The sequence below is a fragment of the Billgrantia sp. C5P2 genome (assembly GCF_051062895.2).
Genome location: NZ_CM128542.1, coordinates 3774780 through 3798882 on the forward strand (window position 1 = coordinate 3774780; position 24103 = coordinate 3798882).

The 24103-nt window shown below is 63.3% G+C and carries 31 protein-coding genes; 23 read left to right on the top strand and 8 right to left on the bottom strand.

The annotated features are described in order from the left end of the window. Window positions 1-485 precede the first annotated feature (485 nt). Entirely contained in the window at window positions 486-1226 is a 741-nt protein-coding gene (locus tag ACRWQA_RS17465) for a dienelactone hydrolase family protein (protein WP_263582642.1), read from the bottom strand. 183 nt (window positions 1227-1409) lie between these two features. On the opposite strand from ACRWQA_RS17465, the gene ACRWQA_RS17470 reads away from it, so the two are divergent. Together ACRWQA_RS17470 and ACRWQA_RS17475 are read left to right on the top strand one after the other, a co-directional pair. Further along, complete coding sequence (locus ACRWQA_RS17470; protein WP_263582641.1) at window positions 1410-1922, top strand: OsmC family protein; 513 nt, start codon at window positions 1410-1412, stop codon at window positions 1920-1922. A gap of 96 nt (window positions 1923-2018) precedes the next feature. Further along, window positions 2019-2687, top strand: a complete 669-nt coding sequence (locus tag ACRWQA_RS17475) for a dihydrofolate reductase family protein (protein WP_434232129.1) — start codon at window positions 2019-2021, stop codon at window positions 2685-2687. On the opposite strand, the gene ACRWQA_RS17480 is transcribed toward ACRWQA_RS17475, so the two are convergent. Further along, entirely contained in the window at window positions 2684-4063 is a 1380-nt protein-coding gene (locus ACRWQA_RS17480; protein ID WP_434232130.1) for an aminotransferase-like domain-containing protein, read from the bottom strand. The two genes, ACRWQA_RS17475 and ACRWQA_RS17480, sit on opposite strands and share 4 nt — an antisense overlap. Before the next feature lie 157 nt (window positions 4064-4220). Here ACRWQA_RS17480 and ACRWQA_RS17485 point away from each other — a divergent pair, with 157 nt between their 5' ends. The 5 genes from ACRWQA_RS17485 (at window position 4221) to ACRWQA_RS17505 (ending at window position 9122) form a co-directional block, all read left to right on the top strand. Beyond that, window positions 4221-4454, top strand: a complete 234-nt coding sequence (locus tag ACRWQA_RS17485; protein WP_446326206.1) for a hypothetical protein — start codon at window positions 4221-4223, stop codon at window positions 4452-4454. Between the two features lie 2 nt (window positions 4455-4456). Further along, window positions 4457-5809 (top strand): tripartite tricarboxylate transporter permease, encoded by a 1353-nt coding sequence (locus tag ACRWQA_RS17490; protein ID WP_434232134.1) that lies wholly within the window; start codon window positions 4457-4459, stop codon window positions 5807-5809. A gap of 51 nt (window positions 5810-5860) precedes the next feature. Continuing rightward, complete coding sequence (locus ACRWQA_RS17495; protein WP_434232135.1) at window positions 5861-7120, top strand: hydroxymethylglutaryl-CoA reductase, degradative; 1260 nt, start codon at window positions 5861-5863, stop codon at window positions 7118-7120. A gap of 124 nt (window positions 7121-7244) precedes the next feature. After that, complete coding sequence (locus ACRWQA_RS17500) at window positions 7245-7988, top strand: carbon-nitrogen hydrolase family protein (protein WP_434232138.1); 744 nt, start codon at window positions 7245-7247, stop codon at window positions 7986-7988. Between the two features lie 72 nt (window positions 7989-8060). After that, window positions 8061-9122: a calcium/sodium antiporter gene (locus tag ACRWQA_RS17505; protein WP_263582634.1), complete on the top strand. Its 1062-nt coding sequence runs from the start codon at window positions 8061-8063 to the stop codon at window positions 9120-9122. A 35-nt stretch (window positions 9123-9157) separates the two neighbouring features. Here the strand turns inward: ACRWQA_RS17505 and ACRWQA_RS17510 are convergent, their stop codons facing one another. Then, window positions 9158-9802, bottom strand: coding sequence for an MBL fold metallo-hydrolase (locus ACRWQA_RS17510; RefSeq protein WP_263582633.1), 645 nt, complete (start codon window positions 9800-9802; stop codon window positions 9158-9160). Window positions 9803-9935: 133 nt separating this feature from the next. Between ACRWQA_RS17510 and ACRWQA_RS17515 the strand changes: the two genes are divergently transcribed. The 6 genes from ACRWQA_RS17515 to ACRWQA_RS17540 all read left to right on the top strand — a co-directional run bounded on the left by ACRWQA_RS17515 (window position 9936) and on the right by ACRWQA_RS17540 (window position 13636). Continuing rightward, on the top strand, window positions 9936-10553 hold the full coding sequence (locus tag ACRWQA_RS17515; protein WP_434232140.1) for an NAD(P)H-dependent oxidoreductase: 618 nt from the start codon (window positions 9936-9938) through the stop codon (window positions 10551-10553). A gap of 54 nt (window positions 10554-10607) precedes the next feature. Continuing rightward, a complete protein-coding gene (locus ACRWQA_RS17520; RefSeq protein ID WP_434232142.1) occupies window positions 10608-10814 on the top strand; it encodes a ParD-like family protein in 207 nt (68 codons plus the stop codon). After that, the gene (map, locus tag ACRWQA_RS17525) at window positions 10807-11589 is read left to right on the top strand and encodes a type I methionyl aminopeptidase (RefSeq protein WP_434232144.1); all 783 of its coding nucleotides are present in this window, start codon (window positions 10807-10809) and stop codon (window positions 11587-11589) included. Before ACRWQA_RS17520 ends, map begins: the two co-directional genes overlap by 8 nt. Before the next feature lie 12 nt (window positions 11590-11601). Continuing rightward, window positions 11602-12561 (top strand): arsenic resistance protein, encoded by a 960-nt coding sequence (locus ACRWQA_RS17530; protein WP_434232147.1) that lies wholly within the window; start codon window positions 11602-11604, stop codon window positions 12559-12561. A 132-nt stretch (window positions 12562-12693) separates the two neighbouring features. Next, window positions 12694-13308 (top strand): cell wall hydrolase, encoded by a 615-nt coding sequence (locus ACRWQA_RS17535; RefSeq protein WP_434232150.1) that lies wholly within the window; start codon window positions 12694-12696, stop codon window positions 13306-13308. 130 nt (window positions 13309-13438) lie between these two features. Further along, window positions 13439-13636, top strand: coding sequence for a hypothetical protein (locus ACRWQA_RS17540; protein WP_434232153.1), 198 nt, complete (start codon window positions 13439-13441; stop codon window positions 13634-13636). Window positions 13637-13676: 40 nt separating this feature from the next. Here ACRWQA_RS17540 and ACRWQA_RS17545 read toward each other — a convergent pair whose 3' ends face one another. Next, complete coding sequence (locus tag ACRWQA_RS17545) at window positions 13677-14591, bottom strand: LysR substrate-binding domain-containing protein (RefSeq protein ID WP_434232155.1); 915 nt, start codon at window positions 14589-14591, stop codon at window positions 13677-13679. Window positions 14592-14751: 160 nt separating this feature from the next. Here ACRWQA_RS17545 and ACRWQA_RS17550 point away from each other — a divergent pair, with 160 nt between their 5' ends. Together ACRWQA_RS17550 and ACRWQA_RS17555 are read left to right on the top strand one after the other, a co-directional pair. Next, entirely contained in the window at window positions 14752-15075 is a 324-nt protein-coding gene (locus ACRWQA_RS17550) for a hypothetical protein (RefSeq protein ID WP_434232157.1), read from the top strand. Between the two features lie 92 nt (window positions 15076-15167). Next, window positions 15168-15887 (top strand): SDR family oxidoreductase, encoded by a 720-nt coding sequence (locus ACRWQA_RS17555; protein WP_434232159.1) that lies wholly within the window; start codon window positions 15168-15170, stop codon window positions 15885-15887. 22 nt (window positions 15888-15909) lie between these two features. Here ACRWQA_RS17555 and ACRWQA_RS17560 read toward each other — a convergent pair whose 3' ends face one another. Further along, entirely contained in the window at window positions 15910-16809 is a 900-nt protein-coding gene (locus tag ACRWQA_RS17560; protein ID WP_434232160.1) for an arylamine N-acetyltransferase family protein, read from the bottom strand. A gap of 175 nt (window positions 16810-16984) precedes the next feature. On the opposite strand from ACRWQA_RS17560, the gene ACRWQA_RS17565 reads away from it, so the two are divergent. From ACRWQA_RS17565 to ACRWQA_RS17590, 6 genes are read left to right on the top strand one after another with little or no spacing between them, the layout of a single operon-like run. Beyond that, window positions 16985-17356 carry an ArsR/SmtB family transcription factor gene (locus tag ACRWQA_RS17565; RefSeq protein WP_434232163.1) on the top strand — a complete coding sequence of 124 codons (372 nt, stop codon included), beginning with the start codon at window positions 16985-16987 and terminating at the stop codon, window positions 17354-17356. Then, on the top strand, window positions 17343-17894 hold the full coding sequence (locus ACRWQA_RS17570) for an SRPBCC family protein (RefSeq protein ID WP_434232165.1): 552 nt from the start codon (window positions 17343-17345) through the stop codon (window positions 17892-17894). The genes ACRWQA_RS17565 and ACRWQA_RS17570 overlap by 14 nt, the downstream gene beginning before the upstream one ends. Next, the gene (locus ACRWQA_RS17575) at window positions 17867-18262 is read left to right on the top strand and encodes a VOC family protein (RefSeq protein ID WP_434232168.1); all 396 of its coding nucleotides are present in this window, start codon (window positions 17867-17869) and stop codon (window positions 18260-18262) included. Before ACRWQA_RS17570 ends, ACRWQA_RS17575 begins: the two co-directional genes overlap by 28 nt. Before the next feature lie 11 nt (window positions 18263-18273). Further along, a complete protein-coding gene (locus ACRWQA_RS17580) occupies window positions 18274-18735 on the top strand; it encodes an SRPBCC family protein (protein ID WP_434232170.1) in 462 nt (153 codons plus the stop codon). A 33-nt stretch (window positions 18736-18768) separates the two neighbouring features. Next, a complete protein-coding gene (locus ACRWQA_RS17585) occupies window positions 18769-19479 on the top strand; it encodes a DUF899 domain-containing protein (protein WP_434232173.1) in 711 nt (236 codons plus the stop codon). A 42-nt stretch (window positions 19480-19521) separates the two neighbouring features. Next, window positions 19522-20217: an aspartate/glutamate racemase family protein gene (locus ACRWQA_RS17590; RefSeq protein WP_434232176.1), complete on the top strand. Its 696-nt coding sequence runs from the start codon at window positions 19522-19524 to the stop codon at window positions 20215-20217. 199 nt (window positions 20218-20416) lie between these two features. Here ACRWQA_RS17590 and ACRWQA_RS17595 read toward each other — a convergent pair whose 3' ends face one another. Then, window positions 20417-20620, bottom strand: a complete 204-nt coding sequence (locus tag ACRWQA_RS17595; RefSeq protein WP_263582617.1) for a putative motility protein — start codon at window positions 20618-20620, stop codon at window positions 20417-20419. Window positions 20621-20730: 110 nt separating this feature from the next. Further along, window positions 20731-21909 carry an MFS transporter gene (locus tag ACRWQA_RS17600; protein WP_263582616.1) on the bottom strand — a complete coding sequence of 393 codons (1179 nt, stop codon included), beginning with the start codon at window positions 21907-21909 and terminating at the stop codon, window positions 20731-20733. A gap of 142 nt (window positions 21910-22051) precedes the next feature. Here ACRWQA_RS17600 and ACRWQA_RS17605 point away from each other — a divergent pair, with 142 nt between their 5' ends. Together ACRWQA_RS17605 and ACRWQA_RS17610 are read left to right on the top strand one after the other, a co-directional pair. After that, a complete protein-coding gene (locus ACRWQA_RS17605) occupies window positions 22052-23080 on the top strand; it encodes an AraC family transcriptional regulator (protein ID WP_434230615.1) in 1029 nt (342 codons plus the stop codon). After that, window positions 23046-23579, top strand: coding sequence for a GrpB family protein (locus tag ACRWQA_RS17610; RefSeq protein WP_434230618.1), 534 nt, complete (start codon window positions 23046-23048; stop codon window positions 23577-23579). The genes ACRWQA_RS17605 and ACRWQA_RS17610 overlap by 35 nt, the downstream gene beginning before the upstream one ends. On the opposite strand, the gene ACRWQA_RS17615 is transcribed toward ACRWQA_RS17610, so the two are convergent. Continuing rightward, window positions 23573-24010, bottom strand: a complete 438-nt coding sequence (locus ACRWQA_RS17615; protein ID WP_434230620.1) for an META domain-containing protein — start codon at window positions 24008-24010, stop codon at window positions 23573-23575. The genes ACRWQA_RS17610 and ACRWQA_RS17615 overlap by 7 nt on opposite strands. Window positions 24011-24103 lie beyond the last annotated feature (93 nt).

A 24103-nucleotide genomic window follows, 5' to 3' on the forward strand; every position in this document is an offset into this window, starting at 1 on the left:
ACCAATGCACGGCATATTTTGTATTTAGCGATGACAAAGCCCATGCTCCCCGTAGCAATCGACGTTTTATGCGATTTGATCAGCGAAGCGCCGAGAAAGCAGCTGGCTGACCAAAGAAAGACAAGACGGTAATGACCATGCTTGTTGGTCCTGAGCACAGGCTTGTCCTAAGCAGAATTATCGGCACCTGACCGAACATCTTTAGCAGAAACGACTTTGGGGCAGCCGTAAAAAACATGCACGATGTCCTATCATGCTACGCTTCCAGTGTGCTTGCGACAGCGGAGGAGACGATGGCTTTCCACAATCCGGATCCTAAAATGCGGGCAATTGAGCAGCGCAATGCCCGAGTGAAGGCCGATCTGTTTGCCAGGCTGTTGGGTCGGGCGTGGCGTAAACTTCGCAAGGGTGCCCAGAGACTGTCGAGGGGGAGATAACGTCGCGGCCCCACTCCACCGAACCGCGGAGAAACGACGCTGCTTTCGCTACAACGTCTCTTCCAGAAGCATGGCCAACCGCTTGTGATGCAAGGCATCGGCAGCCGCACTGTATGAAGGGGCATCCTTGGCCGTGAAGCCGTGGGCGGCCCCCTTGTAGAGTTCGGTGGTGAAGTGCACGCCGGCTGTGGCCAGCGCCTCGTCCATGCGGGCGATCTGCTCGGGGGGCAGCAACTCGTCCTTGTCGGCGTGGCCGAAATAGATGCGCGCCTTGATGGTGCCGACTATATGCACGGGACTGTTCGGATCATTGGCTTCCGCCAGCCGGGCCGAGTGGAAACCCGCCGCGGCAGCGACGCGGTCGGGATGTTCGGCCGCCATGCGCAGCGCAAAGGCGCTGGTCATGCAGTAGCCGACCACGCCCATCTTGCTGTCAGCGAACTCAGCCTCGTTATCGATGCAGTCCAACAGGGCGACGAAGTCGCGGGATTGCGCCTCGGGCGTCAGATGATCGGCATACTCGACCAGCGTCGGACGCACGTCCGGGTCGCGGAAGGACTTTCCCTCCGGCACGATGGTGCCGCTCGCATCGCGGTAGTAGACGTTTGGCATCAACACGGCATAGCCATTGTCCGCGATCTGCTGGGCCTTCTCGTGGTAGCAGGGGCGCAGGCCACCGATATCGGTGAACAGCACCACGGCTGGAAGGGGACGGTCGGCGCTCCCGGGCGTGAAGACATGAGCGTCGATGGTGCCGTCGGCAGCGGGGATTTCAATAGCACGAGACATGAGCGGGCTCCGGGTTGTCGATGCGTTTTGTCGTCGAGGGTGAATGTAGCAAAGATCCTGCTGGTGAACTTTTCGCCTATCCTCATGAGATGCTCGAGACAGCTTACGGCTTAACGCGGCCTTACCGCTGAAAGCACGTCATGGGCCAAGACAATTATCCATGGCAATCATGAGGAGAGTGACATGAAGGCTGAAGAGTTGCGGTCCGTCCAGACGCCACTGAAAGAGCGTTATCGCGAGGCACCGGATGCCGCGCTGATCACTCTTCGCGCGCAAGGCCGCCTCGGTGAGGGTGTCAGCTGCAGGATCGAGACGGGCAAAGCGCTGGTTGAAGCCGGGCTGCATCCCGCCACGGGCGGGAGTGGCCAGAGCGCGTGTTCGGGCGACATGCTGCTCGAAGCCCTGGTGGCCTGCGCGGGGGTGACACTGAACGCCGTGGCCACCTCACTCGGCATTGAGTTGCGAGATGCCTCGCTCCAGGCGGAAGGTGATCTCGATTTCCGCGGAACGCTTGGCGTATCAAAGGAAGTGCCCGTCGGCTTCCAGAACATTCGGCTGCAATTCACCCTCGACACCGATGCCACGGAAGAGCAGCTCGACACTCTCTTGCGCCTGACGGAGCGCTACTGCGTCGTTTACCAAACGCTGGCACACCCGCCTGCGCTGTCGGTTGCTCGCAAACCCGCAACGGGCTGAGCTCTACTTCTCCCCCACTGAGTACACCCACCTGTCGATTCCTCGACGCCTCGTTCGATGACTGGATACGAAAAAGCAAACCAGGAGGATGAACTCATGCGAAAAGTGATCGTTGGCGCCATGGTCTCAATGGACGGCGTCATGCAGGCACCCGGCGGGCCGCAGGAAGACCCGACCGGCGGTTTCCGCTACGGCGGTTGGGTCGCACCGCTGGTGGACGAGGTGTTCGGAGAAGAGATCGACAAGTTGTTTGGCCAACCGTTCGACCTGCTGCTCGGGCGCAAGACGTATGAGATCTTCGCCGCGCACTGGCCTTATGCCGAGGGAGGGCCGGACGATTTCATTGCCAAAACCTTCAACTCGATCAAGAAGTACGTGGCGACCCGCAAGGGCCTGGAACTGACCTGGGAGGGTTCGGTGGCTCTCCGCGATGCGGCGGCCGATGTCGCCAGGCTGAAGCAGGAAGATGGGCCGGCGCTGGTCACCCAAGGCAGCACCGAGCTGGTCCACTCGCTGCTGGCGAACGATCTCGTCGATGAAATCACCATGTTCATCTGCCCCGTCGTGCTGGGGAAAGGCAAGAAGCTGTTCGACGATGGCGCAGCGCCGGCGGCTTTCAAGCTCGCCGCCAATCGCGTGTCGCCCAACGGCATCGTGATAGCCAAATACGAGCGCGACGGCGCGGTGAAAACCGACGACTTCGCCATGGACCCACCCACCGCGGCGGAAGTGGCAAGGCGCGAGAAGATGCAGCGGGAAGGTTAGGGTGAAGTCTGATCCAGCGTTTTTCTCAGGAACTCCAGGAAGCGATAGTCGTTGGCATAAGCGACGTTGATGCGCATGGTGGTGCCATCGATGCCGTCGGGGCGCAGAGAGAAGATGGCACCGGGGGCGATGAAGATGCCCTCCTCCGTGGCGCGCTTGGCCAGCTCCAGTGTATCGATGCCGGCGGGTAGCCTGGCCCACAGGTAGTAGCCACCGCCGGGGCCGCTGATATCGTCGATGCCCACTTCGCGCAGGGCGCGCCGGGCGCTGGCGCTGGCCTTGGCCACCCGCTCGCGAAGCTGTACCAGATGGCGGCGGTAACGGCCCTTCACCACCAGTTCATGGATCACCGATTCGATGAAGGTGGAAGAGTTGACCACCGTGAGCATCTTGATGTCGGTAAGGGAGCGGATCAGTTCGCGGCTGCCGGCGATATAGCCCGAACGCAGCCCGGTGGAGAGCGTCTTGGAGAAGGTGCCCACGTAGATGACGTTCTCCAGCCCATCCAGCGCCGCCAGGTGTGCACTCCCCTGGGGCAACAGGTCGGCGAATACATCGTCCTCCACCAGCACCACCCCGTACTGTTCGGCGATCTTCAGCAGCTGGTGCATGTTGCTCAGCGACATGCTGGTTCCGGTGGGGTTGTGGGCGTTGGGCTGCAGGAAGAACAGCCGCGGCCGGTACTGGCGTACCTTGCGTTCGAACTCCTCCAGGTCCGGCCCCTCCGGCGTGCGCGACACCCCTACCAGCTTGGCCCGCGCCAGTCGCAGCTTGCCGAATAGCGGATAGTAGCCCGGCGTTTCCACCATCACGCTGTCACCGGCATCGACGAAGTGGCGCACGATCAGGTCGAAGGCATGGTTGGCGCCGAAGGTGAGCAGTACCTGTTCCTGGGCGGCGTGGATGGAGCGGCCGGCCAGCGCCCGGGCGATGGCATCACGCAGCGGCTCGAAGCCTTGCGGCATGCCGTATTCGAAGTGTGCCTCTTCCTGCTCCGGCCCACGCCGTCTCAGCGCGCGGGTGAGGTCGAGCCCGCCCATCCATGAGGCCGGGGCGCGGCCGTCACCGGCGCGCACGGCAAAGCTTCCCACCAACTGCTCGCGCAGCAGCGAGACGCTGTCGATCGCCTCGGTCAGGCTCTCGCGCTCCTCCACCGTGGCCTGGGGCCGCGCATGGGAGACGAAGAAACCGGAGCCATGGCGGGCCTGCAGACGCCCCATGGCGACGAGCTGGTCGTAGGCATCAATGATGGTGTTCTTGGCCACGCCGAACTGCCGGGCCGCCTCGCGAATGGAGGCCACCTTGCCGCCCGGTGCCAGCCGGCCCTCGTCCATGGCCTTGAGCAGGGCTTCTGCAATCTGGCCGGATTTGGTCATGCCTACCCTCTCGCAACGAACTGTACCCTTGATCGAGACGGTACAGTACTTGGGACAATCTCACCAACTGTACCTTATGCTGCCGGACGGTTTTCCCGAAGCTGGCAATGCCGGCAACGGCTTACAACACAATAACGACACACACTTGGAGTTTCGCATGCCAGCCAAAGACAGGGCTTACCTGAATGTCTGGGACGACACCGTCTCGGGCAAGGATCTGCTCATCTCGCTTTCGCTCGCCACGCTGCTGAGCCTGGGTGGCTTCCTGCTCGCGCCGTGGCCGGCGCCCGGCCCGCTGGTGCTGGGCCTTGCCGGCGCCATCGTCGGCTTCTTCATCAGCGCGCTGCTGTTCCGTCCCAAGCGCCGCCTCGACATCGAAGGGGAGGCGTGAGCATGGACCCGATGCTGCTGTTGCAGATGCTCATCGCCGCACTCATCGCGGTGGTGGTCTATACCGCCATCGGTGTGGCGCCCGGCACCGATGAAACCGCCGTGCTGGCGCCCGTTACACTGGCGCTGGTGGTGGCGGGCATCCCGCTGCCCGTGGTCCTGGCCTTCTTCATGGCGGCGATCGTGGCCAAGAAGCTCACCGACTCGATTCCAGTCTCGGTAGCGGGTATTCCCGGCGGCGTGATGTCGGCGCCCATGGTGGAACACGCCTTGACGCTGAAGCGGGAGGGCCAGGCCACCCTGGCGATTCGCAAGATGGCCTCCGGCTCGGTGATTGGCACCCTCGTCGCGGTGCCGATCAGCCTGTTTCTCGCCTTCCTGCTCACACCGCTGGCCGACGTGCTGGGCCATTACGCCAGCCAGATCTTCTTCGGCGGCGCGGTGTTCCTGGCACTGATGAGCCGCGAGAAGGTCATCAGCCTGGTCAGCATCCTGGTGCTGGCGGCGCTGATCCAGGCGCTGCGCCACTTCTACTGGGGCATGGGGGTGATTCCCGAGGGCCGGGTGGTGTTCATCTCGTTCTTCCTGGGTATCACCATCGGCCCGATGATGTTCAACCTGGCGCAACTGCTGGTGAAGCGTGAACGCCAGGCTATGGCAGTGGCCGAGCCCAAGACCATCCAGATCTACAAGACCGAGGACGACCACAAGCTGCCCAACCCCTTCCGCATCCTCACGCGGCAGGAGACGGCCTCGGCCGCCGCCAGCTCGGTGCTGGGCTCGGTCACCTTCTTCATGAGCCCGGTAGGTATCACCATCTTTCTCGGCGAGGTGATGTCAAGCTGGGTAAAGGGCACCGTCGAGAAGGCCAGCCGGGCACTCTCCTCCATGGACGCCGTCACCAATGCCGCCTACATCGCCGGCATCCTGATCCCGCTGGCGGCGCTGGGCATCCCCATGAGCCCCATGGCCATCGGCCCCGGCAACGCCTTCTTCAACGCCCCGCCGGTGCTGACCCTGGAGCAGAACGCTCACCACCTGATGAGTTTCTCGGAGATCGCCATTGCCAGCATTCTCGGCTCTGCCGTCGCGCTGCTGATCACCTACCCCATCGCGGTGCGCTACGCACGCCAGATCTGCGTCTTCGTGTTCCGCCACATTCCCCACGAGGCCTTCCTCGCCATGTTCTTCGCCCTGGTGATGCTGCTGGCGTACATGGATGCCGGGGTAATGGGCATTCTTGGCGTGATGGTGCTGGCCCTGGTGGCGGGTCTGCTGAACCGCTGGGGCGTGAACTACGGCGTGCAGTTCATGACGCTCTACGCCGCTCCGTGGCTGATGGGACTGCTGGCCTGAGGCTCAGTTTTCTTTTCAGATCGTTTTTCATTGCTTTTGACAGGTATCGACATGGCTCACAGCACTTCCCGAATCGCCGGCTTCTATCAGCTCTCGCCCCAGGAGCGGCTCGCCAAGATAGCCGAGATCGCCGGCCTTGACGACGCAGGCGTGGCGCATCTCGGCGACATGGGCAACCTCGTGCCGGAAACCGCCGACTCGATGATCGAGAACGTGATCGGCACCCTGAACATTCCGTTGGGTATCGCCACCAACCTGATCATCGACGGCGAGGAGCAGCTGGTACCGATGGCCACGGAGGAGTCCTCCGTGGTGGCGGCGGTGTGCAACGCGGCGCGCCAGTGCCGCGATTCCGGCGGCTTTGTCACCGATGCCGCCGCGCCGCTGATGATCGCCCAGGTGCAGCTCGTCGAGGTGCCCAATCCGGAGTTCGCGCGCCTCAAGGTGCTGGAGGCGCGCGAGCAGATCCGCCAGATCTGCGATGCCACCGACCCCGTACTGGTCAAGCACGGCGGCGGCTTCCGCGATCTCGAGGTGAGGGTGCTGGACGACATGCTGATCGTTCACCTGCTGGTGGACGTACGTGACGCCATGGGTGCCAACGCGGTGAACTCCATGGCCGAGGCGGCGGCACCCTCGCTGGCGGAGTGGAGCGGCGGCAAGAGCCGGCTGCGCATTCTCTCCAACCTGGCGGACCGACGGCTGGTGCGGGCGCGGGCCACCTGGCGTCTGGATCAGATCGGCGGCGAGGAGGTACGCGACGGCATGCTCTCGGCCTACCGCTTCGCCGACCTGGATCCGTACCGAGCAGCCACCCACAACAAGGGCATCATGAACGGGGTCAGCGCCGTGGTACTGGCCACCGGCAACGATACCCGCGCCGTGGAAGCCGGCGCCCACGCCTACGCCGCCCGCACGGGACGCTACCGCTCGCTGACCCACTGGGAGAAAGACCGCGAAGGCAACCTCACAGGTACGCTGGAAATGCCGATGCCGGTCGGGCTGATCGGCGGGGCCACCCGCGCCCACCCCACCGCGCGCTACTGCCTTGAGATCCTCGGCGTGACCCAGGCCGAACGCCTGGGCCGAATCATCGTGGCGGTGGGCCTGGCGCAGAACTTTGCCGCCATGAAGGCGCTGGCCACCACCGGCATCCAGAAGGGACACATGGCGCTACATGCCAAGAACATCGCCCTGATGGCCGGTGCTCAGGGCGATGAGGTGGCCGTCATCGCCGATCTGCTGGTACAGAAAGGCACCGTGAGAGTCGACGTTGCCGAGAGCGAGCTGGCCAGGCTGCGAAAACACTGAGCCGGTCGCTTCGCCGACCCCGAGACGCCTGAGGCCCTGCCCGTTGGGCGTCTCGTATACCATCACTCTCCCAACGGCAAAATGTCGTACGCTTACCCGAGGGCCAGCGAGAGGGAGCGAGCCGATGAAGCTGTGTGCCGTGCAGTACGCCTCGGTAACGGGCGATGTCGAGGGCAACGTGGAACGCCATGTCGAGCTCGTCGAGCTGGCGGCATCGCATGGCGCCGAGCTGATCTTCTTCCCCGAGCTTTCGCTGACCGGCTACGAGCCGACGCTGGCCAAGGGCCTGGCCACCCACGAGGAAGACCCGCGGCTGGATGTGTTCCAGCGCCTGAGCAATGCCCACGACATCGTGATTGGCGTCGGGCTGCCGCTGGTCACCTCACGGAAACCGCGGATCGGCATGGTGGTGTTCCAGCCCCATACGGGGCGTCAGGCCTACGCCAAGCAGCGGCTCCACGACGACGAACTGCCCTACTTCTCTCCCGGTGAGCGGCCGATGCTCATCGAAACCCGCGAGCACCGCCTGGCGCTGGCAATCTGCTATGAGTCGCTGCTACCCGAGCATGTCGCCACGGCGGCAAGCCTGGGTGCGGACGTGTACTTGGCCAGCGTGGCCAAGTTCGCACCGGGAATGGACGAAGCCTATGCCTACTACGCCACCTTCGCCCGCGAACACGCCATGACGATCCTGATAGCCAACTGCGTGGGGCCCTGCGATGGCGAAGCAGGCGGAGGCCGCTCTGCGGCGTGGAACGATCGCGGCAGGTACGTTGCCGCACTCGACGGCTTGCAGGAAGCGATCCTCATGCTCGACACTGCCACGTTGAGCACGCAAGTGCTGGCCCCGGCTTCACCCGCGGCGTAGCCGGCTCAACCAGGCCGCAGCCGGCCCATCTGAATGAAACTCCCTCCTCCCTGGTGAATGGAAAATCTCTATATGCTGACAATGCTGCTGCTGTTGGTCGGTCTTGTGTTCTTGATCGTCGGCGCGGAGGGCCTCGTTCGGGGCGCGTCGCGCCTGGCTGCGCAGGTGGGAATCTCACCGTTGATCATCGGGCTTACCGTAGTGGCCTTCGGTACCAGCGCCCCGGAGCTCGTCGTCAGCATCAAGGCTTCCCTCGACGATCAAGCGGGTATTGCCATCGGCAACGTGGTGGGCAGCAATATTTTCAACGTGCTGTTCATCCTGGGCATTTCGGCGCTGATCGTGCCGCTGGCGGTCGCCCAGCAACTGATCCGTCTGGATATTCCGCTGATGATCGGCATCTCACTGCTCGTGCTGCTGTTGGCACTGGACGGAAGCATCGGCCGGCTCGACGGTGGGCTGTTGTTCCTGGGGCTGATCACCTACACCGGCTTTCTGCTGTGGCAGGGTCGGCGACAGTCAGCGCTCGACGAGCCGGAGACCAGCGAGGAGAAAAGCCACCATTGGGGGCGAGACGTACTGTTCGTCGCGGGCGGGCTCGCCATGCTGGTGGCCGGCTCACGCCTGTTCGTCGACGCGGCGGTGGTGCTGGCCACCTGGCTCGGCGTCAGCGAACAGGTAATCGGCCTGACCGTGGTCGCTGCCGGTACGTCGCTGCCGGAGGTCGTCACGTCGATCGTCGCAGCCATGCGCGGGCAGCGCGACATCGCCGTGGGCAACGTGGTCGGCAGCAATATCTTCAATCTCTTGGGAGTCCTCGGCCTGGCCGGCCTGATCGCCCCAGCCGGCATTGCCGTGACCGATGCCATGCTCAGCCTCGACCTGCCGGTAATGCTGGCCGTGGCCGTTGCCTGCCTGCCGATCTGCTTCACCGCCAGCGCCATCAACCGCTGGGAGGGAGCCGTCCTCATGGGGTACTACGTAGCCTATACCGCCTACCTGATCCTGGCCGCCACCCACCACGACGCCTTGGCCGGGTTCAGCGCGCTGATGCTCTATTTCGTGCTACCGATCACCGCCCTGACCCTCGCCGTGCTGGTCGTTCCTGAGTTGCGCCGAAGATCGTTCAGGTAAGAGCAAGGGGCCTGCGAAGTGCCCCTTGCCAAGGCTCAGCCCAGCAGGCGCTCCAGAGCACCATCCACATGGTCCGGCCAGTCGCCCGGCGCCATTTCCTCGTAACCAATGTCGCCGAGGAAGGCGCTACCGAACACCACGTCCGGTTCGAGTTCGCGTAGGAGCCTGAGGCTCTCGGCCAATTGCTCGCGATCCTTTTCATCGTTGTGGCCGGGAATGAAGCCGGCGTGCCAATCGCCCTTCTCGCCGCGATAGAGGGTATCCCCGGTGAACAAGTAGCGCTTGCCGTGGGGCGAGTGCACCAGGAAGCAGGTGCTTCCCGGGCTGTGCCCCGGGGTGGGGATCACTTCGATGTTGCCCAGGTGCATTTCGCGCCGCTCGAATAGAATTTCGGGCGTGCGGTAGCGGGCGAAATCGTCAAGCTCGGCGCGGTGGCCGCCCAGCTTGGCTCCGAATCGCCGGTGGATCGTCTCGAGCGTTGCCCCCAACTCGTCCCGGTGGCTCAGGTACTGGTAGGCCAGGCCGCCCAGCTCCGCCATCCTGTCGATCTCGTGTTGGTGGCCGGTGTTGTAGAAGAGCACGTTGCCCTCGTCCCGAGTCAGCAGGTAGGCGTGGACGGTCAGCCCGGCGAAAGGGCGCTCCACTTCGGTTTCCCAGAGGTCCGGTTGAACGCGTCGCATGGTTTTCCTCCTTTGTGTGGCTACACAGCAGGAGCGTAAAACCTCAAGTAAAATTGAGGTCAAGGGATGACCCACCAGACCGCGAGCATTCTGTTACTCTCGGCATTCCAGTCTGTTGCCCGCGAGGAAGCCCATGCACTGCCTGGTGGTCAAAGCGCACCCTCTGCCTGAAAGCCTTTGCTCGTCGCTGACCTCTCACATCGTCGGTCGTCTCGAACGTGCGGGACACACGGTCGAAGTCGAAGATCTCTATGCCCGTGGTTTTGCCCCCGCCCTGACGGCCGGAGAGCGCCAGAGCTACTTCGATCACTATGCTGGGCAGCAGGTAGCCGCCGAGATCGAACGGCTACTCTCGGCCGAGGCTGTCGTTCTTGTCTTTCCAACTTGGTGGTTCGGCTTCCCCGCCATCCTCAAGGGCTGGTTCGATCGCGTCTGGGCGCCTGGTGTGGCCTACGATCATGCCGACGATTACGGCCCTATCACGCCTCGCCTGCATCGGTTGCGCCATATGCTGGTCGTCACTTCACTGGGTTCGCCCTGGTGGGTCGACAGGCTGGTGTTGTGGCAGCCCGTGAAACGGGTGCTGAAAACAGCCATCGTGCGAACCTGCGCCCCTGCCTGCCGCCTGCAGATGCTGTCGCTCTACAAGAGTGAGCGCCTCTCCCCCGCACAGGTTGACCGATTCATGGCCCGTATCGAGCGGGCGATTGAGCGCTGGCCGCCTCCTTCGGATGCCGTAGCTGCGGCTTGAAACTCACCATCCACCTATATACGCTTCATATATCAATCGTATATAGGTGACCCCATGGGAATCGTGAAGATCAGTGATGCCTTGCATGATGAGATCCGCAAGGCGAGTGGCCCCATGCTCCGCTCCATCAACGCCCAGGCCGAGTATTGGATAAAGATTGGCATGCTCGCTGAAACCCATCCTGAGATGACATTCCACGACATCATGAAGGAACAGTTGAGGACAGCCTCGGTGAATGTGCGGCAGGCCATCCATGAGTGAGGTCGTCATAAAGGGCCCCGAGGAGCTCGACCTGATGCGTCAAGCGGGGCGATTACTCGCTTCGGTATTCACCTATCTCGATGACCATATCGAGGCCGGCATGTCGACCATGCAGATCAATGATCTGGCGGAAGAGTACATAACCCAAACCCTGCAGGCCCGCCCCTCCAGCAAGGGGCAGTACGGCTTCCCCTTCGTTCTCAATTCCTCCTTGAATCACGTTGTCTGCCATGGCATGCCATCGGCAACGAAGCTTCTCAAGTCCGGTGATATCGTCAATGTCGACATCACCCTCGAGAGGGATGGCTTCATCGCCGACTCCAGCAAGATGTACATGATCGGTGCCGTTTCACCGGCCGCGAAACGCCTGGTGGATGCCACTTACGAGGCCATGTGGCAGGGCATCAAAGCCGTGAAACCTGGAACGACTCTCGGCGATGTCGGCTATGCGATCCAGCGGCATGCCACCGCATATGGCTATTCCGTGGTCCGAGACTACTGTGGACACGGCATCGGCAGAGAGATGCACGAGGAACCCCAGGTCCTGCATTACGGTCGGCCTGGGCAAGGCCTGGTACTGCAAGAGGGCATGACCTTCACCATCGAGCCGATGATCAATCAAGGCAAGGCCAAGGTTAAAACGAAGCGCGACGGCTGGACCGTGGTAACCAGCGACAAGCTGCTATCTGCCCAGTGGGAGCATACGATCGCCGTGACCGCAGATGGCTATGAGGTTTTGACTCTGCGTGAAGGTGAACGTGTTCCCAGCCCCTGAGAGTTCGCTGCCTTGACACGCCAAACGCTCGAGAAATACCAGGTGCTGGTCTATCTGGCGGCCATCGCCATGGGCCTGGCCTTTGGCACGGCCCTGCCGGGGCGGGTTGGCGTGTTGGAAGCGCTGCTGTGGCCGCTATTGGGGGCGCTGCTCTACGTTACCTTCACTCAGGTACCGCTGACGCAGCTGCGCAGTGCATGGCGTGATGCGCGGTTCATGACGGCAGCGATAGTGGGCAACTTCCTGCTGCTGCCGCTAGTCGTCTGGGGGCTGGCGAGCCTGTTCGCCGAGCCGGCGGTTCGCCTGGGCATTCTGCTGGTACTGCTGGTGCCGTGCACGGACTGGTTCATCACATTTTCCCACCTGGGCGGTGGCAGGGCGCAGTATGCTATTGCCTTCTCGCCGATCAGCCTGCTGCTCCAGCTCTTGCTGCTGCCCTTCTACCTATGGTTGTTCTTGGATCAGAGTCTGCTGGTCGCCGTGGTACAGCGCGAGCTGCTGATGGCCTTTATGGGACTGATTCTGCTGCCCTTGCTGCTGGCTTTCGCCACCCAGAACTGGGCGCAGCGCAGCCGCACCCGAGCGCGATATGTCGAACGGTTGGCCTGGCTGCCGGTGCCGCTATTGGCTCTAGTGGTGTTCTCCATCTCCGCCACGCAGGTCGGTGTCGTCACCGGTTCGCTGCCCGTGCTCGGCGGGCTGCTGCTGGCCTTCTCCGGTTTTCTGATCGCCGCCGCACTGCTGGCTCGCCTGCTGGCCCGCGTGTTCAAACTTCCCGCTACCCAAGGGCGCGTGCTGGCTTTCAGTCTGGCGACGCGCAACTCCTTCGTCGTTCTGCCTCTGGCGCTTTCTCTCCCCGCTTCCTACGAGCTGGCGGTGGTCGCCATCGTGTTCCAGTCACTGGTCGAGTTGATTGGCATGGCGCTCTTCTTGTGGTGGGTACCGCAGCGGCTCTTTCCCATACATGCCTGATGCCTGCTGACAGCCGAATATACTGCCGCATTGGTACCATGCAAGGACTCACGGGAAACTATACTCGCTACGTTACGCACCGCTTCGATACGAAAAAGAACCAAACCATAACGATACAAGAAAGGTTCACCTATGCCCTCTTCCCGGCTTATCGGCTGGTTCCTCCTTGCCCTGCCCGTGGTCGCGCTGGCAGTCGTCAATCCCTCTCCCCAGGCGGACGAAGCTGAGCGCAAGGCCGAGGTGCTGGAGCAGGTGGTAGCCCCCGATGTAGAGGTCACCGAGCCCGTGGAGCCGCTCAGCAAGGAAGAAGCGCGGGTCGTCGACCCGGAAGGCAGCGACCCGCTGCAGGAACCGATCACCTGCCTGGCGCGCTCCATTTACTGGGAAGCGAAAGGCGTACCGGGCCGCGACATGGAATCGGTGGCCAACGTGGTGATGAACCGTCTAGCCAGCGAGGAGTTCCCCAACACCATCTGCGAAGTGGTGAAGCAGGGCTCCGAACAGAGCCCCTGCCAGTTCTCCTGGTGGTGCGACGGCCGACCCGACGAAGTGGTGGAGGACGATGCCTACGAAGTGGCCAAGGAGGTGGCACGCCAAGCCCTCAACCAGGAGCTGCCCGACCACACCGACGGGGCGCTCTATTTCCATGACCGCACCGTTCATCCGTCTTGGGCGAACGAGTTCCTGCTGACCGCCGAGACCGACACCTTCTTCTTCTACCGCCCCGACATCGCCTCTGCGGAATGACCTGTTTCCGGATTCGGTTTGACGGGGCTTGCCGCGAGGAACCACCATGACGTTACAACAATGAAAATTTCACCGTGACAACGACAAGAAAGCGCCCGCCGGGGCCTGTGTGAATTGGAGGTACGCTCCCATGATCGTCTCACTGATCCCCCGCACCACCGCCGTTCCCGAGACCCAGCATGAAACGGATATCGAGGCCTTGCTCGACGGCTTGATGAGCGATGAAGGCTTGAGCCGGGAAGAGCGGGACCAATTGCTCGACCTGTTGATTCTGGAGCGGGCCGAAATCAAGCGCCAGATCAACCGTATGCGCGCCGAACGCAGCTGATCGGCTCGACAAGCAGGGTGGCAGACGCTCCCGCCCCTGTTCAGTAGCTACGAAAAGCTGCCGTCACGTGCCCCACCAGCGTCTCGCAGGCCTGGCCGACGCCGGGGCGCTTGACCAGCGTCAGCTGATATTCTCCCAATGGCGGCAGCAGGTGGGGGTCGATACGCCGCAGCGGTGGCCGCACCAGGCTCTGCGGAAACGGCGATACCGCCAGGTCGGCGATCATGGCGGCCTCCTGGCCGGCACAGTGCTCGCAGGAATAGGCGATGCGAAAGCTCAGGCCGGCCCGATTCAGCGCTTCCAGCGCCATGCCTCGCCAGGCACAGCCCTGATGGGCCAAGGCTACCGGTAGCGGCGAGCGCTGGGCGGCTACGCCACCTTCCCGTCCCGCCCATACCAACGGCTCGCTGTGCACGATCTCGCCGCGTACCTCCTGCCCCGGATTGCCGGCCGTGACCAACACCAGATCGAGTTCGCCGGCATCCAGCCGGGCGAGCATCTCCCGGCTGCTACCCACCACCACATCGACCTGAACCGCCGGGTGCGAGCGGGCGAACTGCGCCAGCACGCCCGGCAGGATACGCGTGCCCACGTCGTCGGTGGTACCGAAGCCCAGCCGCCCCACCACCGAGGGCGCCAGGAACTGCGTCACTGCCTCTTCGTTGAGCTTGAGCAGACGCCGCCCATAGCCGAGCAGCACCTCCCCTTCCGGGGTCAGCCGCACCTGGCGCGCCTCGCGCACGAATAGCGCCTGTCCGAGCGTTTCCTCCAGACGCTTGATCTGCATGCTGAGCGCCGATGGCGTACGGAACACCTGGCGAGCGGCCCGGGTAAAGCTGCCGCACTCGGCGATGGCAACGAAGGTGCGCAGCACGTCGGTATCGAGCAGCGGCACGCTGGCTTGGGAGAGAGCGGCTTGAGAGAGAACAGCTTCGGGGAGAGTCGCTTCGGTCATAACACCACCTTTCAATTTTTCTTAAAGGACAATGTAGACCTTTTCGTTGGATTGATCCATCAGACCGAGCCAGACTCCCCTTCAAGAGGTCGCGACCCTCCCTTCAACCGAAAGAAATGACGGCATCCGCCCTTGGCGAATGCCCGCCAGGAGGTGCGACATGAGCCAGTACGAACCGCTACGCCAGCCTCGCACGGACACCGCCAAGCGTCCTACCCCACCGCCCCAGCCGGACTTCTTCATGCCGGCCATGCCCCCGCTGGGGTTGATCCATAAGCTCGAGACCAAGTGGTGGGAATACCAGCGCCGGCGGCAGTTCCGGCAACGCTTCCTGCACCTGCTGGCCTACGACGACCATATGCTCGAAGACATGAACCACCGTCGCGATGACATTCTATGGGCCTCGCGCCTGCCGCTGAGGGAAGATGCCGAACAGGCGCTGGAGCAGCGTCGGGCGATACGCAAGGCAGCGCAACAGGGTTAGCGGCCAGGAAATAGGGAACATTGCGGCTGCTTGACCTGAACTGCACTTGAGGTCGTACGTTGCTGCAACGTTCACTACAGCGAGAAGAAGTCATGCGCATCATGATCGTGGGAGCGAGCCAGGGCCTGGGCCGGGCCTTCATCGAAGGGCTCGGCGATAGAGGCGATCACTTGATCGGCGTGTCGCGCAGCGTACCGACGACGCTGCCCGAGCGCGCAAGCATCGAGATCGGCTGGATCGAGGCCGACCTGGCCTTGCCAGTGCAGGCGTCCAGAAGCGTGGCCGAGGCCGTCAAAGAAGGCGGACTCGACGTGCTCATCTACAACCTGGGCCTGTGGGAAGCCCGAGCCTTCGAGCCCGATTATTGTTTTCTCAATGACAGCCCGGCGGAGATCCAGCGCATCGTCACGGTCAACGTCAGCGGCGCCATCCTGCTGATCCAGGCGCTGCTTCCTGCGCTGCTGCGCTCACGCGCACCAAGAATCATCCTTACCGGTTCGACCTCCGCCCTCCTCGGCCATGGCCGGCCGGAGGTCGCCTTCGGTGCCACCAAGTTCGCCCTGCGCGGCATTGCGGAGGCACTACGCGAGGGCTTCCGCGAGCATCGCCTGGCGGTGACCTGCTTGCAGCTCGGCTATCTGAACACCGAGGACAAGCTGGCCGTGCCTGTCGAACGTGCGGCCCGGCGCGGCGACGGTGAACTCATCCCCGTGCACGACGTGGTGCAACTGGTGCGCACCCTGCTGGCGCTATCGCCAAGTGCCTATGTGAAAGAGGTGATCATGCCGGCAATTGGCGATGCGCGCTTCTAGCGATTCATCTCTAGCCACTTCCTCAGGTACCAAGCTGTTCACCTTCGGAGGTGGTGTCGGCGAGCGCCTCGGCTCGCCGCAGCAGCATGCGCTCCTGTTCCGCTGTCAGCGCCAGGCCGAACCGCTCGCGCAGCACGATGGGCAGCTCACCGGCTGCGATCCGCTGCAGCTCCGGCGCCTTGCCCGGGCGGAAGATTTTCAGCTCCAGGTCGGTGAGCGCAAGCCGTACCTCAGCGCCGTTGTGCTGAGCCACGATCCGCCGCACGAAGGGCGATGCCGGATGATGAGAAGCCAGATAGTTATACTCGCCAGAGTCGGCGCGGTAGCAGGGTTCGTCACTGAACTGGTAGATGTTGAACCACTCACCGTTGCGCTTGTGGCGAAGCAGCCAGAACCCCATCGGCGTTCGCTCCAGGCGATACTCCCAAGGGCCATGACTCACCTCGCTGCCTTCCTCGAGCCGAATCGGCTCGCGCGGCCCGATATTGCCGACGCCGACATCGACCAGCCAGTCACCGCCCGCCACTTTCACCACCAGCATCGTATGGCCAAGCGGGGTGACGACACGCTCGTCATCGCCCATCAGCATTCTCGCGTTGCGCCCGGCGACCTCGAAGCCAAGCCGGTCAAGTACCGTGGCAAACAGTACGTTCTGCTCATGGCAATAGCCGCCACGCCGACGCCGTACCAGCTTGTCCTGAAGGCTTACCAGATCGATGCGGATCTCGCCGCCAGTGACGATTTCCAGGTTCTCGAACGGCACCGCGGCGAGGTGCGCCTGCTGCAGGGCCTTGAGTGTCTCCAAGCTGGGCGTAATGGGCCCCTGGTAGTCGATACGGGCCAGATAGGCCTCGAGATCGAGCGCCGCCGTCTCCCAGCGAGTCGATTCATGAAAGGGTTGAGTGATCGTTTCAGCCTGCATGTCGTTCTCCTTTTTTTCTCAAGGGCATTCGTTAAGCGCAGGCTAATACCTCAATTTAACTTCAGGTAAAGAGAACAAATTTCTATCGTGCTTATAGCCTGCGCAATGGCTGCCCTCTAGCCCTTTATTCAACCTTATGGTTGACAATTAGCTGTACCCCAACTATCTAAACCCTATGGTTGAACATAGCGAAACGCATCTGGACCGGGTCTTCCACGCCCTGGCCGACCCCACCCGTCGTCAATTGCTCGAGCGGCTGGCGGCCGGTGAACGCAAGGTCGGTGAGCTGGCCGAGCCGTTCTCCATGTCGCTGGCCGCCGTTTCCAAGCACCTGCGCGTGCTGGAGCAGGCCGGGCTGGTGGAGCGGCGCATCGAAGGGCGCGCTCACTTCTGCCGGCTGCAGCCGGAGCCACTGGCTGCCGCTGAGCAGTGGCTAAGCTTCTACGAAGGCTTCTGGAGCCAGCGCCTGAATGCGCTGGAAGCGGCGCTGCAGGCAGCCCCCGGAGACCAGCCACCTGAGGAGGGAAAAGCGGATGGACGACGCTGATTACGGCCGGTCAATCGCCGAGGACAGCATCCGCTTCGAGCGCCTGCTGCCGGGGCCCATCGAGCGGGTCTGGGCCTTCCTGACCGAATCCGACAAGCGTGGCCTGTGGCTCGCCCCCGGTGCCATGGAAATCCGCCAGGGTGCTTCCTTCGCCCTGCACTTCCAAAACACCGAGCTGACGCCCGACAGGACACCACCAAGCGAGCGGTTTCGCCAATACGACCGCAGCTTCACGACGCGTCACCAGGTGCTGCGCTGCGACCCGCCCCATTTGCTCACCTGGACCTGGGGCGGAGGCAGCGAAGCCCCATCGGAGGTCACCTTCGAACTCAGCGAGGCCGGTGATCAGGTACGCCTGGTCGTAACGCACCGTCGTCTCGCCGATGACGATACCCGGGTCACCGTGGCCAGCGGCTGGCATACCCATCTCACCATTCTCGTGGACGTGCTGCAGGGCCACCGCCCTGCCACCTTCTGGCCCACGTTCGAACGCCTGGAGGGAGAGTATCGATGCCGCATCACATCGCCCCGCAACTGATGTTCGAAGGCAATGCCGAACAGGCCATGCGCTTCTATGTCTCGCTGTTCGACAATTCCGACATCGTCCGGATCGAGCGTTACGGCCCCGAGGAACCGGGCCGGGAAGGCAGCATCAAGCAGGCCGAGTTCACCCTGGCCGGACGACGCTATACCTGCATCGACAGCCACATAGCACATTCCTTCACGTTTACGCCGTCGATATCGCTGTTCGTCGATTGCGAGAGCCGCGATGAGTTCGAACGCCTGCTCGAGCAGCTGTCGGCACAGGGTGAGACGCTGATGCCCCCTGACGACTACGGCTTCAGCACGCGTTTCACCTGGCTCAGCGACCGTTTCGGCGTGTCGTGGCAGTTGAACTTGGCTTAAGGAGGTACGCCATGGCGACTCTGCATCACCAGGTATGGATAGATGCCCCGAGAGAGAAGGTATACGAGGCATTGGCCAGTGCCGAAGGCCTCGGACAGTGGTGGGCGCCTCATACTGCCAGAGAGACGAATGAGGGTTTGGTGCTGGCCCATAGCCCGGGGCCGGCTCATGGCGACGTGCAGATGAAGGTCCTGGAACGTACACCCCATCGGCGTATCGAGTGGGAGATCATCAGCAAGCACCCCGAGCGCAGCCCGGCATCGGCATGGACGGGTACCCACATCATTTTCGAGATCCGTGAAATGGAAAGCCCCGGTCACTGGTTGGGAATGAGCAATGAAGGACAGTCCATGACGGTTCTGGACTTCCACCAAGTGGGCTGGGACGAAGGCAGCGAGTTCCTGGGCTTTTGCAACTACGCCTGGGGGATCACCCTGGACATGCTGAGACAGTGGTGTGAATCGCAGGATTGAGCGAGACCTGCCACGTCGCGAGAGGAGCCATCAGTGAACGATTTCAGCACTCCCCTGCCCCCCATCGTCTCGATGGATGAGTGGCAGGCAGCACTCGAACGCCAGACCGCCAAGGAAAAGGAGTTCACTCGCGCGCGTGACAAGTTGAACGCCGCCCGCCGCCGCCTGCCGATGGTCGAGGTGCGGTCCGACTACATCTTCGACGGGCCACGAGGAAAGGCCACCCTGCTTGATCTGTTCGAGGGGCGCCGGCAGTTGATCGCCTACCATTTCATGTTCGGCCCCGACTGGGAAGCCGGCTGCGACGGCTGTTCGTGGGTGGTGGACGCCATGACCCACCCAGCCCACCTGAATGCCCGCGACACCACCCTGGTGCTGGTCTCCCGGGCGCCGCGGGAGAAACTGCTACGCTATCAGGCGCGCATGGGCTGGCAGCACCCGACGTGGTATTCATCACTAGGAAGCGATTTCAACCAGGACATGGGCGTGACGAGCTGCAACTGCCATGCTCCCGACACCGACCGTGGCGAACGCCACGGCATCAGCGTCTTCCTGCGCGACGGCGAGCGGATCTTCCGCACCTACTTCAGCGGCAAGCGCGGCGTGGAATACCTCGGCAGCCTGTGGTCCTACCTGGACCTGACGCCCTACGGCCGCCAGGAGAACTGGGAAGACTCACCGCCGGGCTGGCCACAAACGCCGCCCTACGTGTGGAACCGCCGTCACGACGAGTACGAGACATAGCGGCGCTGCGGAATGAACGACAACAAGAGGGAACGCATGAACATGAAGACCATCGGCCTGCTCGGCGGCATGAGTTGGGAATCCACCGTCAGCTACTACCGTGCACTCAACGAAGGCGTGAAGGTCGCCCTGGGCGGACTACACTCGGCCAAGCTGTGTCTGTACAGCGTCGACTTCGCCGAGATCGAGAAGCTGCAGCACGCCGGCGACTGGGACGCCACCGCCGAGATCCTGTGCCGAGCCGCTCGCCGCGTGGAAGCCGGCGGCGCGGACTTCCTGCTGATCGGCACCAACACCATGCACAAGGTCGCCCCGCAGGTGGCCGAAGCGGTCTCGATCCCGCTGCTGCACATCGCCGATGCCACGGCGCAGCGCCTGGCCGATGACGGCATTCGTCGCGTCGGCCTGCTCGGCACCCGCTTCACCATGGAGCAGGAATTCTACAAGGGGCGTATCGCCGAAGGCTACGGCATCGAGGTGATGGTACCCGACGAGACTCAGCGCGACCTCGTGCACGAGGTGATCTATACCGAGCTGTGCCTGGGCCAGGTGAAAGAGACCTCGCGGCAGCGCTACCTGGAAATCATCGCATCGCTTCGCGAGAGGGGCGCCGAGGCGGTGATCCTCGGCTGTACCGAAATCGCCCTGCTGGTGCAGCAGAGCCATACCGCGGTGCCGCTCTACGACACCACGGCCATTCATGCCGAGGAGGCTGTGAAGTGGGCGTTGGAAAGGTAGGCTCAAGCTGAAGTTAACGCCGTATGGCCAAGCACAGAAACTTTTCGGCCAAGGGAACACTGCACAAATCGACGAGCGAGATGAAGCGCAAGGCGCACGGAGCACAGGAACCGGAGCATATGGGGTATATGTGAGGATTCTGAGCACCGCGCAACGCAGCGATTCGCTCGTGCAGGCATTTGTGCAGTGATTGCCAAGCTCAGGCGTAGGTATTGATCTGAGTTCCCACCATTCCTTCGTTGGCCAGCTGCGGCGCTACCGAAGCCGAGGCCATCAGGGCGGCGACCTGGTCCTTCTGCATGTCCAAGGCTTCCTTGTAGACCTCCAGTTGCACCTGCTGCGCGGCCTGGGCCTGCTGCATGATCATCGACTGGCCCACGATGGCGTTGACGGCTGAATCCATGTCCGTTTCTCCTGTTCTTGGTTCTTCTAGACTTCCACGCTAACAGCGAATGGAAGCAATGGCAAAAAAGCGCAGCCCGCCGAAGCGGGCCGCACTGTTTCTTGCACTGTTCAGGCAGTGGCCAGCGGCCGCGTTCTCACGCCCATCACGATCATCAGCGCGGCCAGCAGCAGTACGGCACCGCTGGCGGCAAAGACGTTCAGCGCGCCGCCCAGGTCGAAGATGAGGCCACCCACGGCGGCGCCGGTGGCGATCGCAAAGTTGATGGCTGCTACCAGCAGGCCGCTGGCGCTTTCGGCCTCGTCGGGCACCGTGCGGGTGAGCCAGGTCGACCACGCCACCGGAATGGCACCGAAGGCCAATCCCCACATCGCCACCAGCGCGGCATCGGTAGCCGGTGTGCTTTCCAGCACCACCAGTGACACCCCGAGCGTACCCATCAATAGCGGCATCGCAATCATGGTCAGGCGCAGGCTGCGTTCGACCATCCAGCCGCCCAGGTAGTTACCCAGAAAGTTGGCTACGCCGAAGCCCAGCAGGATAGTGGCCACGCCGTTCACGCCGACCCCGGTCACGGTCTCGAGGAACGGCCGAATGTAGGTGAAGAAGGCAAAGTGGCCGGTGAAGACCAGGGCCGCGGCCAGCATGCCCAGACCGACACGCGGACGCATCAGCACATCGAACAGGGTGCGCAAGCGGGTCAGGCCGGTCGGCGCCATGCGCGGCAGGGTCGTGAACTGTACCGCCAGCGCCAGCACCCCCAGCAGCGCCGCCATGCGGAACACGTCGCGCCAGCCGAGCAGGTCGCCGAAGTAGCTGCCCAGTGGCGCGGCGGCAATGGTCGCCGCGGAAACGCCGCTGAACATGATCGACAGCCCCCGCGGCACCAGGTCCTCGGGTACCAGGCGCATCATGGTCGCAATCGACATGGTCCAGAACCCGCCCAGGGCCAGCCCCAGCAGCACGCGCCCGAGCAGCAGGACCGCCAGGTTGGGGGCGAACGCCACCAGCAGGTTAGAAGCCACCAACAGCGTAGAGAAACCCAGCAGAACATGGCGCCGGTCGATGCGCCGCGTGGCAGTGGAGATCAGCAGACTGGTCAGCAGCGCCACCGCCGCGGTAACCGTCACCGCCTGGCCTGCCATGCCTTCGGTCACGCCCAGGTCTGCCGCCATGGGCGTGAGCAGGCTGGCAGGCAGGAATTCCGCCGTTACCAGCCCGAACACGCCGAGGGCCATCGAGATGACCGCCCCCCAAGCGGGCTTGGCCCGCTGTGACAACTCGTTCATCGTTCGTTCTCCTTTCCTAGAGAAGCGTTCGTCAAGAACGAGAAGACTAGAGCGACCAGCCCGGACGATCTATGCTAGAAGCTCTCGAATGCTTGATCATTCATCCGAAACTGATGAATACCGACAGGAACAGGAGCACAGGATGCCAAAGCCGGAACTGCCCAGCGACCTGGTAAGCGAGCTGCTGCTCGGCATGCGGCTGCGCGGTATCGCCTACCGCCGCATTCAGCTCTCGCCCCCATTGGGCGTCGAGTTCGGCAAGGTGGAGGGCTGGGCCCAGTTCCACTTCGTGGCGCGCGGCCCCGTCTACCTGCGCAGCCCCAGCGGCAGCGTACACACCCTCTCGACGGGGGATGCCCTGTTGCTGCCGCGAGGTGGCCCTCATGCCCTGCTCTCCTCCCCCGATCAGCCGGCCCAGGACATTGCCGCTTTCGAGAGCGCCACGCTGTGCGAGGCGGTCAGCGCGATCCGTGCCTGCCCGCAGGGCTGCACCCAGGAGGGTGCCCTGACCTTCAGCGGCTGCATGGAATTCGACCTGGGCAGCATGCACGCGCTGGTCTCGTTGATGCCCGAGGTGATGTACGTCGGCACCCTGCTGGAACGTCAGCCCGAGATCCTGCCCATGCTTGAGGCCATGGAGCGCGAGGCGAGAAGCGAACGGGCAGGCTACGCCGCCATCCTGGCGCGGCTCGCCGACGTCATGGCCGCCTTCATCGTGCGCGGCTGGGTGGAGTGCGGCTGCGGCGATGCCAGCGGCTGGATAGAGGCGCTGCGCGACCCGCGCCTGGGGCGCGTCATCGCCGCCCTGCATCGCGAGCCGGGGCGCAACTGGACGGTGGCCGAACTCGCCGCCGAGATGGGCAGCTCACGCTCGGTGTTCGCCGAACGCTTCCTGGCAGTCACGGGCATGACACCGCACCGCTACGTGACCGAGCTGCGCATGCGCCTGGCGGCCCAGTGGATCGGCCGGGAACGACAGCCGATCGAAACCGTGGCCTACCGCCTGGGCTACGGCAGTGCGGCCGCCTTCAGCCGCGCCTTCAAGCGCATCCACGGCTACCCGCCCGGGGTATTGCGCCAGCAGCGAGAGCCCGATACGGCTAGCGTCTCGCATACCTCTGCTACAGGAAGTGTCCATGAACGACGCCCAGTCGCTGCAGCGGGCCATTGAGGAACCGGTGCGCCTGGTAGACTACGATTCCGCCTGGCCGGCATGTTTCGAGGCCGAGCGAGGCCGCCTGCTGAAGCGATTTTCCGCCGAGCTGATCGACGTGCAGCACATCGGCAGCACCGCCATTCCCGGCATGCCGGCCAAGCCCATCATCGACGTCATGGCGGGGGTCGCTTCCATGGCCATGGCCGATGCCCTGTTCGAGCCAATTCTCGATTACGGCTACGTGACCTCGATTGAGTTCAACGCCAGCCTGACCGACCGCCGCTGGTTCATGCGCCACGCCAATGGCCGACGCACCCACCACCTTCATGTGGTGGTGCACGACGGCGAGCTGTGGCACCAGCGGCTGGCCTTTCGTGATGCCTTGCGCGCCGATCCGATCCAGGCCACTCGCTACGCCGCGCTCAAGCGCGAGCTGGCTTCCCGCCACCAAGCGGACCGCGAGGCCTATACCCAGGCCAAGGGGGAGTTCGTGCGTTTAGTCATCGCTCAATAGAGATGCACCGCCTCGAACTGAGCCACGACTGCGCCTGACTCGTCGCGCAAGGTCAGCGCCTGACCGTCGATCTGCCAGGTGGCCGTCGCTTCGAGTGCGCCAAGAAAAGCCGGCTCGGTATCGCCTTCCTCCAGGCAGGCCATGCGCGTGGTGACCAGCGGGCCAAAGCTCAGTGCATCGTTCTCCAGCCGGTAGCTGCCTGCCAGGCGGTTGCATCCAGTGGAGCCCGCCACGCGGTTCTCCTCGGTGTGCAGTACGAAATGCGCCTCGCGCTGGTTGTCCACCGCGACGGGCGTGACATCGCCGACTCGAGTCAGCTTCCAGTAGGTGTTCTCCAGCGGCTCGTTGTGGGTCATCGGACGCTCCATACCGGTACAGCCCATCAGCACGATGGCCAGCGATCCCAACAAGATGGCAAAGCGCTTTTTCATTCTCATTCCCTCGACCAACAGTCTCGCCCCCCGCCAGCACGGCGGGCTTCCTGTGCCGTACTGTCGGAGAAGCGATGGCGAATAGCCAGCCGC

Coding starts and splice junctions, on each gene's coding strand:
- ACRWQA_RS17465 (WP_263582642.1), bottom strand. CDS start 1,226: ATGTCTCGTGCTATTGAAATCCCCGCTGCCGACGGCACCATCGACGCT.
- ACRWQA_RS17470 (WP_263582641.1), top strand. CDS start 1,410: ATGAAGGCTGAAGAGTTGCGGTCCGTCCAGACGCCACTGAAAGAGCGT.
- ACRWQA_RS17475 (WP_434232129.1), top strand. CDS start 2,019: ATGCGAAAAGTGATCGTTGGCGCCATGGTCTCAATGGACGGCGTCATG.
- ACRWQA_RS17480 (WP_434232130.1), bottom strand. CDS start 4,063: ATGACCAAATCCGGCCAGATTGCAGAAGCCCTGCTCAAGGCCATGGAC.
- ACRWQA_RS17485 (WP_446326206.1), top strand. CDS start 4,221: ATGCCAGCCAAAGACAGGGCTTACCTGAATGTCTGGGACGACACCGTC.
- ACRWQA_RS17490 (WP_434232134.1), top strand. CDS start 4,457: ATGGACCCGATGCTGCTGTTGCAGATGCTCATCGCCGCACTCATCGCG.
- ACRWQA_RS17495 (WP_434232135.1), top strand. CDS start 5,861: ATGGCTCACAGCACTTCCCGAATCGCCGGCTTCTATCAGCTCTCGCCC.
- ACRWQA_RS17500 (WP_434232138.1), top strand. CDS start 7,245: ATGAAGCTGTGTGCCGTGCAGTACGCCTCGGTAACGGGCGATGTCGAG.
- ACRWQA_RS17505 (WP_263582634.1), top strand. CDS start 8,061: ATGCTGACAATGCTGCTGCTGTTGGTCGGTCTTGTGTTCTTGATCGTC.
- ACRWQA_RS17510 (WP_263582633.1), bottom strand. CDS start 9,802: ATGCGACGCGTTCAACCGGACCTCTGGGAAACCGAAGTGGAGCGCCCT.
- ACRWQA_RS17515 (WP_434232140.1), top strand. CDS start 9,936: ATGCACTGCCTGGTGGTCAAAGCGCACCCTCTGCCTGAAAGCCTTTGC.
- ACRWQA_RS17520 (WP_434232142.1), top strand. CDS start 10,608: ATGGGAATCGTGAAGATCAGTGATGCCTTGCATGATGAGATCCGCAAG.
- map (WP_434232144.1), top strand. CDS start 10,807: ATGAGTGAGGTCGTCATAAAGGGCCCCGAGGAGCTCGACCTGATGCGT.
- ACRWQA_RS17535 (WP_434232150.1), top strand. CDS start 12,694: ATGCCCTCTTCCCGGCTTATCGGCTGGTTCCTCCTTGCCCTGCCCGTG.
- ACRWQA_RS17540 (WP_434232153.1), top strand. CDS start 13,439: ATGATCGTCTCACTGATCCCCCGCACCACCGCCGTTCCCGAGACCCAG.
- ACRWQA_RS17545 (WP_434232155.1), bottom strand. CDS start 14,591: ATGACCGAAGCGACTCTCCCCGAAGCTGTTCTCTCTCAAGCCGCTCTC.
- ACRWQA_RS17550 (WP_434232157.1), top strand. CDS start 14,752: ATGAGCCAGTACGAACCGCTACGCCAGCCTCGCACGGACACCGCCAAG.
- ACRWQA_RS17555 (WP_434232159.1), top strand. CDS start 15,168: ATGCGCATCATGATCGTGGGAGCGAGCCAGGGCCTGGGCCGGGCCTTC.
- ACRWQA_RS17560 (WP_434232160.1), bottom strand. CDS start 16,809: ATGCAGGCTGAAACGATCACTCAACCCTTTCATGAATCGACTCGCTGG.
- ACRWQA_RS17565 (WP_434232163.1), top strand. CDS start 16,985: ATGGTTGAACATAGCGAAACGCATCTGGACCGGGTCTTCCACGCCCTG.
- ACRWQA_RS17570 (WP_434232165.1), top strand. CDS start 17,343: ATGGACGACGCTGATTACGGCCGGTCAATCGCCGAGGACAGCATCCGC.
- ACRWQA_RS17575 (WP_434232168.1), top strand. CDS start 17,867: ATGCCGCATCACATCGCCCCGCAACTGATGTTCGAAGGCAATGCCGAA.
- ACRWQA_RS17580 (WP_434232170.1), top strand. CDS start 18,274: ATGGCGACTCTGCATCACCAGGTATGGATAGATGCCCCGAGAGAGAAG.
- ACRWQA_RS17590 (WP_434232176.1), top strand. CDS start 19,522: ATGAAGACCATCGGCCTGCTCGGCGGCATGAGTTGGGAATCCACCGTC.
- ACRWQA_RS17595 (WP_263582617.1), bottom strand. CDS start 20,620: ATGGATTCAGCCGTCAACGCCATCGTGGGCCAGTCGATGATCATGCAG.
- ACRWQA_RS17600 (WP_263582616.1), bottom strand. CDS start 21,909: ATGAACGAGTTGTCACAGCGGGCCAAGCCCGCTTGGGGGGCGGTCATC.
- ACRWQA_RS17605 (WP_434230615.1), top strand. CDS start 22,052: ATGCCAAAGCCGGAACTGCCCAGCGACCTGGTAAGCGAGCTGCTGCTC.
- ACRWQA_RS17610 (WP_434230618.1), top strand. CDS start 23,046: ATGAACGACGCCCAGTCGCTGCAGCGGGCCATTGAGGAACCGGTGCGC.
- ACRWQA_RS17615 (WP_434230620.1), bottom strand. CDS start 24,010: ATGAAAAAGCGCTTTGCCATCTTGTTGGGATCGCTGGCCATCGTGCTG.